This is a genomic window from Curtobacterium sp. VKM Ac-2887 (assembly GCF_015350935.1).
Taxonomy (GTDB): Bacteria; Actinomycetota; Actinomycetes; order Actinomycetales; family Microbacteriaceae; genus Curtobacterium.
In genome coordinates, this window is record NZ_JADKSB010000007.1 from 101,474 (window position 1) to 117,057 (window position 15,584).

18 protein-coding genes are annotated in these 15,584 nt (G+C 67.6%); 9 read left to right on the plus strand and 9 right to left on the minus strand.

Translation table 11 applies throughout. The annotated features are described in order from the left end of the window. Positions 1 to 47: 47 nt before the first annotated feature. The 4 genes from ITJ69_RS09920 to ITJ69_RS09935 all read left to right on the plus strand — a co-directional run bounded on the left by ITJ69_RS09920 (position 48) and on the right by ITJ69_RS09935 (position 3,760). Positions 48 to 1,352, plus strand: a complete 1,305-nt coding sequence (locus ITJ69_RS09920; protein WP_123339332.1) for a PLP-dependent aminotransferase family protein — start codon at positions 48 to 50, stop codon at positions 1,350 to 1,352. 60 nt (positions 1,353 to 1,412) lie between these two features. After that, positions 1,413 to 2,375 carry a D-alanine--D-alanine ligase family protein gene (locus ITJ69_RS09925; RefSeq protein WP_123339331.1) on the plus strand — a complete coding sequence of 321 codons (963 nt, stop codon included), beginning with the start codon at positions 1,413 to 1,415 and terminating at the stop codon, positions 2,373 to 2,375. Between the two features lie 159 nt (positions 2,376 to 2,534). Beyond that, positions 2,535 to 3,176, plus strand: coding sequence for a ClpP family protease (locus ITJ69_RS09930; protein WP_194672682.1), 642 nt, complete (start codon positions 2,535 to 2,537; stop codon positions 3,174 to 3,176). Then, positions 3,173 to 3,760, plus strand: a complete 588-nt coding sequence (locus ITJ69_RS09935; protein ID WP_194672683.1) for a ClpP family protease — start codon at positions 3,173 to 3,175, stop codon at positions 3,758 to 3,760. Before ITJ69_RS09930 ends, ITJ69_RS09935 begins: the two co-directional genes overlap by 4 nt. A gap of 24 nt (positions 3,761 to 3,784) precedes the next feature. Here ITJ69_RS09935 and ITJ69_RS09940 read toward each other — a convergent pair whose 3' ends face one another. The 9 genes from ITJ69_RS09940 to rpmH all read right to left on the minus strand — a co-directional run bounded on the left by ITJ69_RS09940 (position 3,785) and on the right by rpmH (position 9,280). Continuing rightward, the gene (locus ITJ69_RS09940) at positions 3,785 to 4,093 is read right to left on the minus strand and encodes a helix-turn-helix domain-containing protein (protein ID WP_159572908.1); all 309 of its coding nucleotides are present in this window, start codon (positions 4,091 to 4,093) and stop codon (positions 3,785 to 3,787) included. A 179-nt stretch (positions 4,094 to 4,272) separates the two neighbouring features. Next, positions 4,273 to 5,238, minus strand: a complete 966-nt coding sequence (locus ITJ69_RS09945; RefSeq protein WP_194672684.1) for a ParB/RepB/Spo0J family partition protein — start codon at positions 5,236 to 5,238, stop codon at positions 4,273 to 4,275. A gap of 5 nt (positions 5,239 to 5,243) precedes the next feature. After that, a complete protein-coding gene (locus ITJ69_RS09950) occupies positions 5,244 to 6,131 on the minus strand; it encodes a ParA family protein (protein ID WP_131845076.1) in 888 nt (295 codons plus the stop codon). Positions 6,132 to 6,212: 81 nt separating this feature from the next. Next, positions 6,213 to 6,893 carry a 16S rRNA (guanine(527)-N(7))-methyltransferase RsmG gene (gene rsmG / locus ITJ69_RS09955; RefSeq protein ID WP_159572912.1) on the minus strand — a complete coding sequence of 227 codons (681 nt, stop codon included), beginning with the start codon at positions 6,891 to 6,893 and terminating at the stop codon, positions 6,213 to 6,215. Further along, the gene (locus ITJ69_RS09960) at positions 6,890 to 7,390 is read right to left on the minus strand and encodes a protein jag (RefSeq protein ID WP_194672685.1); all 501 of its coding nucleotides are present in this window, start codon (positions 7,388 to 7,390) and stop codon (positions 6,890 to 6,892) included. Before ITJ69_RS09960 ends, rsmG begins: the two co-directional genes overlap by 4 nt. Next, the gene (gene yidC / locus ITJ69_RS09965) at positions 7,391 to 8,359 is read right to left on the minus strand and encodes a membrane protein insertase YidC (protein ID WP_123292941.1); all 969 of its coding nucleotides are present in this window, start codon (positions 8,357 to 8,359) and stop codon (positions 7,391 to 7,393) included. A gap of 8 nt (positions 8,360 to 8,367) precedes the next feature. Further along, positions 8,368 to 8,748 carry a membrane protein insertion efficiency factor YidD gene (gene yidD / locus ITJ69_RS09970; RefSeq protein WP_165901008.1) on the minus strand — a complete coding sequence of 127 codons (381 nt, stop codon included), beginning with the start codon at positions 8,746 to 8,748 and terminating at the stop codon, positions 8,368 to 8,370. Then, positions 8,745 to 9,095, minus strand: a complete 351-nt coding sequence (rnpA, locus tag ITJ69_RS09975) for a ribonuclease P protein component (RefSeq protein ID WP_123339324.1) — start codon at positions 9,093 to 9,095, stop codon at positions 8,745 to 8,747. The genes yidD and rnpA overlap by 4 nt, the downstream gene beginning before the upstream one ends. A 47-nt stretch (positions 9,096 to 9,142) precedes the next feature. After that, the gene (rpmH, locus tag ITJ69_RS09980; protein ID WP_022889115.1) at positions 9,143 to 9,280 is read right to left on the minus strand and encodes a 50S ribosomal protein L34; all 138 of its coding nucleotides are present in this window, start codon (positions 9,278 to 9,280) and stop codon (positions 9,143 to 9,145) included. Between the two features lie 517 nt (positions 9,281 to 9,797). On the opposite strand from rpmH, the gene dnaA reads away from it, so the two are divergent. From dnaA to ITJ69_RS10005, 5 genes are all read left to right on the plus strand, one after another. Beyond that, positions 9,798 to 11,252, plus strand: coding sequence for a chromosomal replication initiator protein DnaA (gene dnaA / locus ITJ69_RS09985; protein ID WP_111083682.1), 1,455 nt, complete (start codon positions 9,798 to 9,800; stop codon positions 11,250 to 11,252). A 407-nt stretch (positions 11,253 to 11,659) separates the two neighbouring features. Further along, positions 11,660 to 12,805, plus strand: coding sequence for a DNA polymerase III subunit beta (gene dnaN / locus ITJ69_RS09990; protein WP_111083683.1), 1,146 nt, complete (start codon positions 11,660 to 11,662; stop codon positions 12,803 to 12,805). Positions 12,806 to 12,875: 70 nt separating this feature from the next. Next, positions 12,876 to 13,763, plus strand: a complete 888-nt coding sequence (gene gnd, locus ITJ69_RS09995; RefSeq protein ID WP_123292939.1) for a phosphogluconate dehydrogenase (NAD(+)-dependent, decarboxylating) — start codon at positions 12,876 to 12,878, stop codon at positions 13,761 to 13,763. A 31-nt stretch (positions 13,764 to 13,794) separates the two neighbouring features. After that, complete coding sequence (recF, locus tag ITJ69_RS10000) at positions 13,795 to 15,069, plus strand: DNA replication/repair protein RecF (RefSeq protein ID WP_194672686.1); 1,275 nt, start codon at positions 13,795 to 13,797, stop codon at positions 15,067 to 15,069. Next, positions 15,069 to 15,569: a DUF721 domain-containing protein gene (locus ITJ69_RS10005; RefSeq protein ID WP_194672687.1), complete on the plus strand. Its 501-nt coding sequence runs from the start codon at positions 15,069 to 15,071 to the stop codon at positions 15,567 to 15,569. Before recF ends, ITJ69_RS10005 begins: the two co-directional genes overlap by 1 nt. Positions 15,570 to 15,584 lie beyond the last annotated feature (15 nt).

The following is a 15,584-nucleotide window of genomic DNA, read 5'->3' on the forward strand; positions in this document are numbered from 1 at the left end:
GTCGATGTCGTAGTGTGGCGGGAATGTCTCACTGATCGGAGCACGGTATGACGAACGGCAACAGCCTCGACCCCTGGTACGACTCCTACGCCCAGCGCACCGCCGGGCTGAGCGCCTCCGAGGTCCGAGCCCTGTTCGCCGTCGCCTCGCGCCCCGAGGTGGTCTCGCTGGCCGGCGGCATGCCGTTCGTCTCCGCGCTGCCGAGAGAGCTCGTCACGGGCTCCCTGGACCGCGTGATGAACGAGCATGCGGCCATGGCGCTGCAGTACGGCGGCGGACAGGGTCTGCGGTCCCTCCGCGAGCACATCGTGGACGTCATGAGCCTCGAGGGCATCCGTGCCAGTGCCGAGGACGTCGTCGTGACGACGGGCTCGCAGCACGCGCTCGACCTCGTCACGCGTCTGTTCATCGATCCGGGCGACGTCGTCCTCGCCGAGTCCCCGTCCTACGTCGGTGCGATCGGTGTGTTCCGGTCGTACCAAGCCGAGACCGTCCACGTGACGACCGACGAGCTCGGTCTGGTGCCCGAGGCACTGCGTGAGGCGATTGCGAACCTCCGCACGCAGGGCAAGCGGATCAAGTTCCTCTACACGATCCCGAACTTCCACAACCCGGCCGGCGTCACCATGAGCCGGGAGCGCCGCATCGAGGTGCTCGACATCTGCCGGTCGAACAACATCCTGGTGCTCGAGGACAACCCCTACGGACTCCTCTGGTTCGACGAGCCGGCACCGCAGGCGATCCGTTCCATCGACGAAGAGGGCGTCGTGTACCTGGGGTCCTTCTCGAAGACCCTCGCACCCGGCTTCCGCGTCGGCTGGGCGCTCGCACCGCACGCCATTCGCGAGAAGCTCGTGCTCGCCAACGAGTCCGCCGTCCTCGCCCCGAACTCCTTCGGTCAGTACGTCGTGAACGCGTACCTGGACGCCGCGGACTGGAAGGGTCAGGTCGACACCTTCCGAGGCATCTACGCAGAGCGCCGTGACGCCATGCTGTCCGCCCTGGGGGAGTTCCTGCCGGACCTGTCCTGGACGAAGCCCAACGGTGGCTTCTTCGTCTGGCTGACGCTCCCCGAGTCCCTCGACTCGAAGGGCATGCTGCCGCGCGCGGTGAAGGAGCTCGTCGCCTACACGCCCGGGACGGCCTTCTACGCCGACGGTCGCGGCGGCGGGCACATCCGTCTGTCGTTCTGCTACCCGACCCCCGAGCAGATCCGCGTCGGCGTGAAGCGGCTCGCCAACGTCGTCAACGACGAACTCGAGCTGATCGAGACGTTCGGCCCGACGACTCGGCCGAACAGCGTCGTCCGCGAGACGTCCTCGGTCAGCGCTCCGCCGCCGAACATCTCCTGATCAGCGCTTTTCCGCGGTGCGTGGCCCACCAGCACCGTCGTTCCATACCGGAGGACCCCCATGGCTGAGCTCACCCGTCGTCACGTCGTCGTCGTCGCCGGAGGGATCTCGCACGAGCGTGACGTCTCCCTGCGCTCCGGTCGGCGGGTCGCCGACTCGCTGACCGGGTACGGCTGGCAGGTCGACCTCCGCGACGCCGACGCGCTGCTGCTGCCGGCTCTCGCCGAGTCCCGCCCGGATGTCGTGTGGCCGGCTCTGCACGGCGCCTCCGGTGAAGACGGGGCCCTGCGGGGCATCCTGGAGGCGGTGGACATCCCGTTCGTCGGCTCACGTTCCACGTCGGCCCGGTTGGCATGGGACAAGCCCACGGCGTCAGCGCTGGTCGCGCGGGCGGGCGTTCGTACCCCTCGATCCGTCACGCTGTCCCACGACGTGTTCCGCGAGCTCGGTGCCGTCGGGGTGCTCAAGGCCATCGCGGGGGAGCACCCGGTCCCGCTCGCTGTGAAGCCGGCACGCGGCGGGAGTGCGCAGGGAGTGACCCTCGTCGACGACGTCAACGACCTGCCACGAGCCATGGTCACGGCCTACACGTACTGCGACGACGTCGTGGTCGAGCAGCTCATCCGCGGCACCGAGGTCGCGGTCGGCATCATCGACACGGGCGACGGGCCGGTGGCACTCTCCGCGGTGGAGATCGTCCCACGGAACGGCATCTACGGCTTCGAGGCGCGGTACAACGCGGGGGAGACGACGTTCTACACCCCCGCTCGACTGTCCGACGAGTTCGCGACCGCTGCAGCCGACGCCGCCGTCGCGGCACACGCGGCACTCGGCCTCCGCCACCTGTCCCGTGTGGACCTCATCGTCGACGGCGCCGGTACGCCCTGGTTCCTCGAGGCCAACGTGCTCCCGGGCCTGACCGAGACGTCGCTGCTGCCGCAGGCACTCTCCGCGTCCGGTTTCGATCTCGGGTGGACGTACGCAGAGCTCGCCGAACAGGCGATCCGCGACCACCACGCCTGATCCGCACGCTCCCACGGTCCGCGTTCCACGTGGAACACGGGCGTTCGCAAGCGTCGATGTTCCACGTGGAACGTCGGCACCCGCGGTTCGCTGCTGAGAGCTGATCTGCTCTGAGCAGCATCGCATGCGTCTGGTCATCTGCCGGCGCACGGTGGACGCATGACCGATTCACCACCCCCCCCCGCAGCCTTCACGACCGAGTACCGGCGAGCCCTTCTCGACCAACGCGTGCTCGTACTCGACGGCCCCCTCGACGACGACAACGGCACCGTCCTCATGACGCAGCTGGTACAGCTCGCGACGTCGGACCCCTGGAACGACATCGCGCTCTGGATCCATTCGCCCGGAGGCTCGGTCCCGGCGATGCTCGCACTCCGGGACCTCATGCGGGTGATCCCCAACGACGTCAGCACGCTCGCGTTCGGGATCGCCTGCAGTGCGGGGCAGTTCCTCCTGTCCTCGGGTACTCCTGGCAAACGGCGAGCACTGCCACACAGCCGGATCCTGATGCACCAGGGATCCGCAGGGATCGGGGGGAGTGCGGTGGACGTTGCGCTGCAGGCAGACCACCTCCGTGACACCCGCGACACCGTGCTCGGACTCATCGCAGCGGACACCGGACAGACGGTCGACCGCATCTTCGAGGACTCGCTGCACGACCACTGGTACTCCGCCGAGGAGGCCCTCGACTACGGGTTCGTCGACCTGATCGTCGACGACTTCTCGGTGATCCGGCCCCAGCAGCCCCGTTCCACGATGACAGGCTTCGGCGGACCTGTGGCAGGGGAGGGAGACTGTTGAGCGCGTACACGATCCCGAACGTCATCGCGCGGGACGCTCGCGGCGACCGGGTCTTGGACGTCTACTCGCACCTGCTCACCGAGCGGATCATCTACATCGGGACCGCAATCGATGCCGGCGTCGCCAATGCCCTCATCGCGCAACTCCTCTTCCTCGAGTCGGACAACCCGGACTCGGACGTGCAGCTCTACGTCAACTGCGACGGCGGCGATCCGAGTGCCATGCTCGCCGTCTACGACACCATGCGGTTCATCCGCCCCGCCGTCGCGACCACCTGCGTTGGGCAGGCAATCGGTGTCGGAGCCGTCCTGCTCGCCGCGGGCGCCGAAGGAAAGCGGTCGGCCCTGCCGCATGCTCGGGTCGTGCTCCACCAGCCCGCCGCGCAGGGACAGGGGGCCATTCCCGAGCTCATCCTGCAGGCGGACGAGGTCGTCCGGATCCGGGCCGAGATCGAGTACCTGCTCGCCGAGCACAGCGGCCAGAGTGTCGACCAACTCCGAGCCGACACGGATCACGATCGCGTCTTCACGGCCCATCAGGCCCTCCAGTACGGGCTCGTGGACCACGTGATCACTCGACGCTGACGGACGGCGCTGACTGTTGACGCCTCACGCAGCGAGGACGAACGCGCTCCGCACTTGTTCGCCACCAGTACCTGCGGAACGTGCTCGCTCGCGGAGCTGTTCTGCTGCGGCTGCGGTCAGGTCCAGCAAGGAGCTCTCGAGCGCGCCAGCCACTGCTGCCAGCATCTCGCTCGAGGGCTCCTTCCGCCCGCGTTCCATCTCCGACAAGTACTGCGGTGACACCCCTGCGCGACGAGCGACGTCGTGCAGGGTGTCCCCGCGGACACGGCGACGAGCGCGGAGTTCGCGACCGACGACATCACGCCAGAGCGGCTCGGGAATGCGGGATCTCATGATGCGAGCCTGACAGTGTTCCACGTGAAACGTACGGGCTTCCCGTTCGCTGCTCGTGAACTCGAACCAGCGGAACGGCTCCGCGCCCCGTGTCGGGCCGAACGACCCGTCGCTGCTCCAGGCACCCGCACCGGGCATGCGAGGCCCGCTACGGGGCGCACAGCGCCATTGACAAGCCGTCAGGACGAGACGTCGCTGATCCCCAGCTCCGACAGAATGCGATTGAGGTCGTCGCCGTTCGCGAAGTCGATCGTCACGGAGCTCTTCCGGGCACCGACGGCGATCTTGACCCGTGTGTTCAGCCGGTCACCGATGCGCTCAGCAAGGTCGTTGAAGTGCGCCTGGTTCCTGGAGGGCTGCGGCGTCGTCTTCGGAGGGGTCTTCGTCGCCAACTGCTGCGCGATCGCCTCGGCAGCGCGCACCGACAGGTCCTCGTTGACGATCTTCTCGGCGAGGTACTCCATCGCCTCCGCGTCCGGGGCAGCAAGGATCGCGCGGGCGTGACCGGCCGACAGCACACCGGCAGCGACCCGACGCTGCACGGGGGAGGGGAGCCGCAGCAGACGGATGGTGTTGGTGATCTGCGGACGGGAGCGGCCGATGCGCTGGCCGAGCTGTTCCTGCGTGATCCCGAAGTCCGCCAGGAGCTGCTGGTACGCCGAAGCCTCCTCGAGCGGGTTGAGCTGCGCCCGGTGCAGGTTCTCGAGTAGGGCGTCCCGGAGCATCGCGTCGTCCGGCGTCTCCTTGACGATCGCCGGGATGGTCGTGAGCCCCAGTTCCTTGGTAGCGCGGAGGCGCCGCTCACCCATGATCAGCTCATACTGCGGCTCCGTCCCCGCAGCCCCGGGGATCGGACGGACCACGATGGGCTGCAGCACGCCGATCTCACGGATGGAGTGGACGAGCTCCTGCAACTCCTCTTCGCGGAACTCCTTGCGCGGCTGCTGCCCGTTCGGGATCACGTCCAGCGGGTTGAGGTTCGCGAGTCGGGCTCCCGGAACGGCGACAAGCTCGTCCGCGGTGGGTGCCGACGCCGGCGACCCACCAGTCGGGAAGAACACGTCCACTGGGCGGTCCTGCTGGTCCGTCGCCGTCGGGATGAGCGCGCCGATGCCGCGGCCGAGTCCGGTTCGCTTGGGTGCCATCAGTCTTACGCTCCTCGTGCTGCGATCTCGGCGGCCGCTTCCAAGTAGGAGAGCGACCCGGTGGAGTTCACGTCGTACGCGACGACGCTCTGTCCGTAACTCGGCGCTTCACTCACCCGGACGGACCGGGGGATCATCGCCTTCAACACCTGATCACCGAAGTGCTCGCGGACGTCGTTCGCCACCTGGTTCGCCAGGTTGGTCCGACCGTCGTACATGGTGAGCAGGATCGTCGAGACCCTGAGGTTCGGGTTGAGGTGCCGCTCGATGAGCTCGATGTTGCGCAACAGCTGGCTGAGTCCCTCGAGCGCGTAGTACTCGCACTGGATCGGGATCAGGACTTCCTGGGCCGCCACGAACGCATTGATGGTGAGGAGACCGAGCGACGGCGGGCAGTCGATGAAGACGTAGTGGTACGGCTCGTCCAGCGACTGGAGGTACAGATCGAGCGCCGTGCGCAGCCGCTGCTCTCGAGCGACCAAGGAGACGAGCTCGATCTCAGCACCCGCGAGGTGGATCGTCGCCGGGACGCACCAGAGGGTGTCGGACTCGGGGGACCGCTGCACGGTGTCGGCCATCGCGGCCTCATCGACGATGACGTCGTAGATGCTCGCGACTTCAGCCTGGTGGTCGACGCCCAGGGCCGTCGACGCGTTGCCCTGCGGGTCGAGGTCGATCACGAGCACCCGTGCGCCACCGTGCGCGAGGCCCGCGGCCAAGTTGACGGTCGTCGTGGTCTTCCCGACGCCGCCCTTCTGGTTCGACACGGTGATGATCCGCGTCTTCGGGGGCAACGGGAACTGCTGAGTCGCGATCGCACGACGCCGGCGGTTCAGGTCGGCGATCTCGCGAGCAAGCGGAGTCGACGCGTCGTAATCGGTCGATGAGCTCAACGAGTGCCTCTTCCCCGGTTCGATGTTTCACGTGAAACGTGGAGCAGCAAGAGATCAGTCGTCCCGATCCGAGCCGCAGGGTCAGTCAACTGTAGCCCGGAAGACCCGCGTGGTCTCTGCGACCACACCGTCTCCGAGCTCGAGGACCTCAACGTCCGAGAGATGCTGGCGCAAGATGACCTTGCGTGCCTTCTCGATCTCATCGTCGACCCGCGCACCCTTCATCAGGATGAGCTGGCCACCCGAGCGGACGAGTGGAACCGTCATCGGGATGAGCTTCGACAACGCACTGACTGCACGCGCAGTGACCTGGTCGACCACGATGCCGTCGGAGACGTCCTCGGCGCGGCCGCGGACCACCGTCACGTTCGACAGGCCAAGCCGGCTCGCCTCGCTGGTGAGCCAGTCCACGCGGCGCTCCATCGGCTCGATGAGCGTGAAGTGCACGTCCGGACGGGCGATCGCGAGCACGAGACCGGGCAATCCCGCACCCGAGCCGACGTCGGCAACCCGGCCACGGGCCTCCAGGAGGGGTGCCAGCAGGGCAGAGTTGAGGATGTGTCGCGTCCAGAGCCGAGGCAGTTCGAGCGGGCCGATCAGGCCCAGCTCCTCGCCCCGGCGAGCCAGCTCGTCCGTGAACGACCGAGCCGTCTCGATCTGATCGCCGAAGAGCACGGACGCAGCCGCAGGCTCAGCCTCGAGCACCGGAGCAGCGTCCGAAGGCGCGGGAGCGGTGTCGGCTGCCACCGACTCGTCCGTCATCGGGTGACGACCGTGTGGCGGTCCCGACCCTCACCCTCGGACTCCGAGTGGAAGCCCTTCTCAGCGACGAGGTCGTGGACCAGCTTGCGCTCGTACGACGACATCGGGGGGAGTGCTGCGGACGAGGATCCGGCTTCGATGCGCTCGACGGCGGTGTCGACCAGTCGCTGCAGCTCGTCGGCACGAGCGTCACGGGAGCCGCCCACGTCGAGGATGAGCCGGCTGAACTCGCCCGTCTCCGCCTGGACGGCGATGCGGGTGAGTTCCTGCAGGGCCGTGACGGTGTCCGGCTTCGAGAGGACGCGGAGCGCCTCGCCGTCGTCGGTGACCGACAGGTAGACGCGACCGGCGCGCTCCTCGATCTCGATGTCTCCGTCGAGGTCGCAGATGTCGAGGAGTTCCTCGATGTAGTCCGCAGCGATGTCGGCCTCGTCACGGGCGTCCTCGTCCGGGGCATCGGTGGTGTCGACGGCTGCGGCGGTGTCCTGCTCGGTCACTTACTTCTTCCCGTTCTTCTTCGAGCGCTGCTTGCCGACCGGCTGCGAACGCTGGGTGGTGACGCGCACGGCCTCGATCTCGGCAGCACCAGCACCGGCACCGGCCTCGGCGAGCACCGGGTTGGCGATCCCACGACGCTGGGCCTTCTTGGCCAGACGTGCCTCTCGTGCCAGGGCCGCCTCGGAACCGGGCGTCGGCATGCTGCGGATGACGAAGTACTGCTGCGCCATCGTCCAGACGTTGGAGGCGAGCCAGTAGAACATGACGCCGAGGGGGAAGCTCAGACCCGAGATCACGAAGACCAGCGGGAGGATGTACAGCATCATCTTCTGCTGGCGGTACATCGGCGACGCCTTGGTCTCCGGCGACATGTTCTTGGCGACGAGCTGCAGCTGCGTGATGAACTGCGAGGCCGTCATGACGACGATCATGAAGCCGGCGATCGCACGCACTTCCCACCCGGAAGCGTTCGTGAACGTCTCGTGCAGGGGGGCACCGAACAGGGCCGCGTTGCCGAACGACGCCGCGAGGTCGTTCGTGAGCAGGCCGATACCGGTCTTGTTGATCTGCGCTTCGTGCAGCACTGAGTACAGCGAGAAGAAGATCGGCATCTGCAGCAGCAGCGGCAGGCAGGAGCTCAGCGGGTTGGTACCCGTCTCCTTGTAGAGCGCCATGGTCTCGCGGCTCATGGCCTCACGCGAGAACTGGTCCTTCTTGCCCTTGTACTTGTCCTGGATCTTCTTCAGCTGCGGCGCGACCTCGAGCATGCGGCGCTGCGACTTGATCTGCCGCACGAAGATCGGGATCAGCGCGGCGCGGACCACGAAGGTCAGGAAGATGATGGAGAGGACCCAGGTGATACCCGCGCCCGGGTCCATGCCGATGCTCTCGAAGATCCAGTGGAAGCCGACGAGGATGGCGGAGACCACCCATTTGAGCGGCCAGAGGATCGTACCGATGATGTCCATGGGGACGGCTACGCCTTTCGAGTGCGCTGGGGGAGCAGGACCGGCCGGGCCGTTCCGACCGCGGGGTGCGGCTGCTGCGGGATCGGCGCGAGGACGAACCCGAACCGGTTGACGACGAACGGGCGACGACGTTCCGTGACATCGTCGATCCCGCCTGCAGCCCAGGGGTTGCAGCGAGCGATGCGCCAGGCGCCCATCGCGGATCCGCGGACGACGCCGTACTGCTGGATCGCTTCGAGGGCGTACCGGGAGCACGACGGGTGGTACCGGCAGACGTTGCCGTACAACGGGGAGATCACTGCACGGTAGGCGCGGAGCACGACGACGCACGCGTTGCGTGGGAGCAACGCGGCGACCCAGGCCAGCCGGGTCCACAGGGTGCGGTTCATGCTGCCTTCTCCACCCCGCGCGCGAAGGAGCGCACGACGTCTTCGAGCAGGGTAGGCCATCCGGCCTGCGATGCGGCTGGCAGTGCGCGCACCACCACGTCGTACCCCACGGGGGAGTCGTCGAGGATGCCGTGCGCGATCGCCTTGAGCCGCCGCCTGATCAGGTTCCGGGTCACGGCGTTGCCGACCGTCTTCGCGACGATGAAGCCGAACCGCGACGGTCCGGTGGGGTCCGTCGAACGACGGACCACGGACACGACGACGTGCGCCGTGGCGCTCTTGCGACCACGACGCACGACGTTCCGGTAGTCGTCCCCGCGGACGATGCGGTTGGCGCTGGCCAACACTGCGATGCCGGGGTCAGACCGAGGACCGGATCAGGCGGTGAGCCTGATCAGGCCGAGAGCTCGGTGCGGCCCTTGGCGCGACGCGCCGACAGGATGGCGCGGCCGGCACGCGTCCGCATGCGGAGGCGGAAGCCGTGCTTCTTGGCGCGGCGACGGTTGTTCGGCTGGAAGGTGCGCTTGCTCATGATCTCTCCACACGGCTGCTCGCGGCGAGCCGTCACGTATGTATGTGTCATCGCTCGGTGTCGAACGACGCAGATGGGCGCGACCAATCGGCCGCAGTCAACTGGTTAACGGTACGTGACAGCAGCGAGCAGGTCAAACGCCGATCGGGCCGGCCTCGGTGCCGGAGGCGTCGAGGACACCGCTGCGGTCCATTCTCCACATTGGGGACAACTTCCGTTCGGTGCCACCCGGCCCGGTCCTTTACAGTGGGGTCATCGATCGGCCCCGCGCCCCGGTACGACAGGGAAGTACTCCTGTCCGACGGAACCGGGCGGTCGTGGACAACACTGTGGACAACCCTGTGGGAACACGCGCGGTACGAGGCGTCGACGAAGCCCCCGAGACCCCGACGAACCGCCGGCGCACGACACGGTCCGCTGAGTGCCACACCCCGCGGCACTCCGGCACGTCCGACCCAGCAGGACGCACCCCGGTCCGGCACCGAACGCACGACACACACCTGGAGACGAGCGCGACATGACGATGCCGGCCGACCCCGTCGAGGACCTCTGGTCATCCGTACTCGGAATCCTCAGCGAAGACCCCCGCATCACGCCGCAGCTCCACGGGTTCCTCAACCTGGTCGAACCGAAGGGCGTCCTCGCCGGCACCCTGTACCTCGAGGTCCCCAACGACCTGACCCGCGGCATGCTCGAGCAGCGGATCCGCATCCCGATCACCGAGGCCGTCGCCCGCATCGGTGACGACTCGGTCGCGAACTTCGCCATCACGGTGAACCCGGACATGGCGTCCGAGCCGCGCGTCGACCCGAACGTGCCGGAGTACGCCGAGCCCGTGCAGGAAGCGGTGGAGCAGAGCGCTGCACCCCGCCAGTACATCGAGGCACCCTTCGTGCCGAGCCAGATCGACTCCCCGGGCACGAGCGGCCGGCCCGAGTCGCGGCTGAACCCGAAGTACAACTTCGACAACTTCGTCATCGGGTCGTCGAACCGCTTCGCCCACGCGGCAGCGGTCGCGGTGGCCGAGGCTCCGGCGAAGGCCTACAACCCGCTCTTCATCTACGGCGACTCCGGACTGGGCAAGACCCACCTGCTCCACGCCATCGGGCACTACGCCGAGAGCCTCTACCCGGGGATCCGCGTCCGGTACGTGTCGAGCGAGGAGTTCACCAACGACTTCATCAACTCGATCGCGAACAACCGCTCGAACCAGTTCCAGCAGCGTTACCGCGACATCGACATCCTGCTGATCGACGACATCCAGTTCCTGCAGGGGAAGGACTCCACGCAGGAGGCCTTCTTCCACACGTTCAACACGCTGCACGACCACAACAAGCAGGTCGTCATCACGTCGGACGTCGCACCGAAGCACCTGACCGGCTTCGAGGACCGCATGCGCTCCCGCTTCGAGTGGGGTCTGATCACCGACGTGCAGGCGCCGGAGCTCGAGACGCGCATCGCGATCCTCCGCAAGAAGGCGCAGTCCGACCACCTGCAGGTGCCGGACGACATCCTCGAGTTCATGGCGTCGAAGGTGTCGAGCAACATCCGCGAACTCGAGGGGACGCTCATCCGCGTCACGGCGTTCGCGAGCCTGAACCGGACGGCCGTCGACATGGCCCTGGTGCAGACCGTCCTCAAGGACCTGATCACCCTCGACGAGGACAACGTCGTCGCGCCGACGGACATCATCAACCACACCGCGGAGTACTTCAAGCTCTCCGTCGACGACCTGTACGGCTCGTCCCGTTCGCAGGCGATCGCCACCGCGCGACAGATCGCGATGTACCTGTGCCGCGAGCTCACGAGCCTGTCGCTCCCGAAGATCGGGCAGCTGTTCGGCAACCGCGACCACACCACGGTCATGTACGCGAACAAGAAGATCACCGAGCTCATGAAGGAACGCCGGTCGATCTACAACCAGGTCACCGAGCTCACGAGCCGCATCAAGCAGGACCGCCGCTACCGCTGAGATCGGTACGTCTCCGGGCGCATCCACCATCTGAGACGGTTCCATGGGCCGGAGTTCTCACAGTGTGGATAGCCTGTGGATAACTGTGGAGGACACGCCGCCCGGTTGTTCACAGCGAGGGGGCCTCCTGTGGAAACTGGGGATGGAAGTGGATAGATGAGATTAATTCATCCCGACGTCGCCCACAGACCGCCCACAAGTCACAACCGTGTAGTTCCCTACGGCCGAGCGGCATGCACAGGGTTATCCACAGTGTGCACAGGCGTTAACACCATTACTCCTGGTTAACGATCCATCTCCGCGGGACAACCTTGTGGACGGCGGGATGACAAGAAATCCGGCCCACGTCCGCCTGTGCCAGAATGGGGCGGCCGGACAGTCCAAGCCGATCGACAGGGGTTCCAGCTGTGAAGTTCGAGGTCAACCGGGACGTCTTCTCCGAAGCCGTCTCCTTCGCGGTGAAACTCCTCCCACAGCGCACGACCCTCCCGATCTTGTCGGGCGTCCTGATCCACGCCGACGGCGATCGTCTGACGCTCTCGTCGTTCGACTACGAGGTCTCGGCGCAGACGTCCATCTCGGCGCAGATCGACGACCCGGGCACGGTCCTGGTCAGCGGTCGCCTGCTGAACGACATCGCGAGCCGACTGCCGAACGCCCCCGTGACCTTCACGACCGAGGACTCCAAGATCTCGGTCTCCTGCGGATCGGCGCACTTCACGCTGCTGTCCATGCCGGTCGAGGAGTACCCGACGCTGCCCGAGATCGGTCCGCAGACCGGTGTCATCCCCGGCGATGCCTTCTCCGAGGCCGTGTCGCAGGTCGCCGTCGCCGCGAGCCGCGACGACGTCACCCCGGTCATCACCGGCGTCCAGCTCGAGGTCGGCGACAACGACCTGTCGCTCATCGCCACGGACCGGTACCGCGTGGCCGTCCGCACCATCGCGTGGGACTCCGGCCGCGTCGGCTCGGACCCGCTGCACGCCCTCGTCCCCGCCCGCACCTTGCAGGAGGTCGGTCGCACCTTCGGGTCGGCGTCCACCGTCTCCGTCTCGATCAGCGGCAACTCGGACCGCGAGCTCATCGCGTTCCACGCCGACGACAAGACGGTCACCTCCCTGCTCATCAAGGGCAACTACCCGCCGGTCCGCCGGCTCTTCCCCGAGAACGTCAACGACCACGCGGTGATCAACACCGCGGAACTGGTCGAAGCCGTCCGACGGGTCTCACTCGTCCTGGAGCGCGAAGCAGCGCTCCGGTTCTCCTTCACGGTCGACGGGCTCACGCTCGAGGCGATCGGATCCGAACAAGCGCAGGCGTCAGAGTCGATCAGTGCGTTGCTGACCGGAGAGGAAACGGTGGTCTCGCTGAAGCCCGCCTTCCTCCTCGACGGACTGAACGCGGTGCACTCCGAGTTCGTCCGCATCTCCTTCACCAAGACGGAGAACCCCAACAAGCCGGGCCCGGTGCTGATCACCGGCCAGACTTCGCAAGAGGCTGCCGCGACCGATGGATACCGGTACCTGCTGCAGCCCAACCTGCTGCTGCGATAGGCGCAACAGGAACACTGCGCTGACGCACCAGCTGCGGCCTCAGCGCGACGACGAAACAGAAGAGGAAATCATGCACATCGGTCTTGTCGGCCTTGGTCGCATGGGCAACAACATGCGTGCCCGTCTCCGCAACGCAGGGATCGAGGTCACCGGTTACGACGCGAACCCCGCCGTCTCCGACGTCGCGAGCCTCGCAGACCTGGCGGGCGCCCTGCCCGAGGGTCAGCGACTCGTCTGGGTGATGGTGCCGCACGGCAAGATCACCGACGACGTCATCACCGAGCTCGCCGGCGTCCTGAACGAGGGCGACCTCGTCATCGACGGTGGCAACTCAAAGTGGCTCGACGACACCACGCACGCCGAGCAGCTCGGTGCGCGCGGCATCCGCTACATGGACGCCGGTGTCTCCGGCGGCGTGTGGGGCAAGGACAACGGCTACGGCCTCATGGTCGGCGGTGACGTCAAGGACGTCGAGTTCGCGATGCCGGTCTTCGACGCACTGCGCCCCGAGGGCCCCCGCGAAGAGGGCTTCTCGCACGCCGGTCCGATCGGCGCGGGGCACTACGCCAAGATGGTCCACAACGGCATCGAGTACGCGATCATGCAGGCCTACGGCGAGGGCTACGAGCTCCTCGAGGCCAAGGACCTGATCACCGACGTCCCCGCCGTGTTCGCCGGGTGGCAGCGCGGGACGGTCGTCCGTTCCTGGCTGCTCGACCTCATGGTCCTGGCCCTCAACGAAGACCCGAAGCTCGACGAGCTCGAGGGCTACGTCGAGGACTCGGGCGAGGGCCGTTGGACGCTGGAAGAGGGCATCGAGCTCGCCGTTCCGATGCCGGCGCTCTCGGCGTCGATCTTCGCCCGCTTCGTCTCGCGTCAGGGCAGCGCGTCCCCGACGATGAAGGCCGTCGCGGCGCTCCGCAACCAGTTCGGCGGTCACGCCGTCAAGAAGTCCTAGGACCACCCGGGGAAACCCGGACTCGGCCCGCGTGCACGTCGACCATCTCCAACTCACCGACTTCCGGAACTACCGGGAGGCGGACGTCGACCTCGCACGCGGGCCGAACCTGTTCGTCGGGCGGAACGGACAGGGCAAGACCAACCTGGTCGAGGCGATCGGGTACCTGTCGACCCTCGGTTCGCACCGGGTCCCGACGGATGCCGCGCTCGTCCGTCAGGGCTGCGACGCCGCGATCGTCCGGGCCCGCCTGGCGCACGAGGACCGCAGCATCCTCGCCGAGGTGCAGATCAACCGCACCGGAGCGAACCGTGCGCAGGTGAACCGGTCGGCGATCAAGCCCCGAGAACTCCCGCGCTACTGCACCTCGGTCCTCTTCGCTCCCGAGGACCTCGCCCTGGTCCGTGGCGAACCGGCCGGTCGGCGACGCATGCTCGACGAGCTGCTCGGCCAGATCGCACCGCGGATGCAAGGGGTGCTGGCCGACTACGACCGCACACTCCGCCAGCGGAACACCCTGCTCAAGTCGGCCCGTGCCACCGGCGCCAAGGCCAACGCCCTGTCGACGCTCGACGTCTGGGACGACCGCCTCGTCGGACTCGGTGCCGAGATCGTCGCCGCGCGCGACCACCTGACCCGCCGGCTCGCACCGTTCGTCGCCGAGGCGTACGCCACCGTCGCGGGCGAAGACCACGATGCCTCCATCGCCGGTGTGCTCTCGATCCGTGGCGGCGACCCGGAGGCCGCCGCGGCGACGGACCCGGTCCTCGGTACCCCCGATGAGCCGGTGAGCGTGACCGCCGCAGCCGAGGCGTTCGCGGCTGCCCTCGAGCGGCGTCGTCGCGACGAGCTCGACCGCGGGTTGACCCTCGTCGGGCCGCACCGGGACGACGTTCTGTTCCAGCTCAACGGGTTACCTGCCCGCGGGTACGCCAGTCACGGAGAGTCCTGGTCGTTCGCGCTCGCGATCCAGCTGGCGAGCGCATCGATCCTGCGGGCCGAGTCGAACCTCGGTGACCCGATCATCATCCTCGACGACGTGTTCGCCGAACTCGACGAGTCTCGACGTGAGCGCCTCGGGAACGCCGTGGCCGACTACGAGCAGGTCCTCATCACGGCAGCGGTGTTCGGCGACGTCCCCTCGCAGCTGGCCGCGCACACGGTGCGGATCGAGGCGGGCACGATCGTGACCGACGAGGCGGACGCCAGCCGGGCCTCCAGGTCGACCACGGACACGACCGAAGCGACGGACGACACCGGAGCGACGGACGACACCGACGCGACCCCGCCGGAAGCCGACGCCTGATGCCCCGGCCGTGGAAGCCGACCGAGCCGTCGCGGCTGTACCGGCACCTCCGAGCCGTCTTCGGCGACCCGTCGAAGCGCGGGGTCGACGCCCGCCGCCGTCGCTCCCGCGAGTTCGACGCCGACACCGTCCCGTACGGCCGCGGCCGCGAACCCCGAGGGCTCGGCGACGTGGTCGGATCCCTGGCCAACGAGCTCGGGTGGACCGAACCCCTGGCCCGCTCGGAGCTGTTCGTGGACTGGCCGAGCGTCGTCGGTGAGGAACTCGCCAAGCACTCCACGCCGGTCACCATCGACGACGGTGCGCTGGCCATCCGGTGCGACTCGACGGCCTGGGCGACGCAGCTCCGACTCATGCGTGCCAGCGTCACGACGACCATCGCCGAGCGGCACCCGGAAGCCGGGGTCGAGTCGATCCGGGTTTCAGGGCCGGACGTCCCCACCTGGAAACGCGGCCCCAGGACGGTCCAGGGGCGCGGTCCTCGCGACACCTACGGTTGAGCCGACGAAATCATC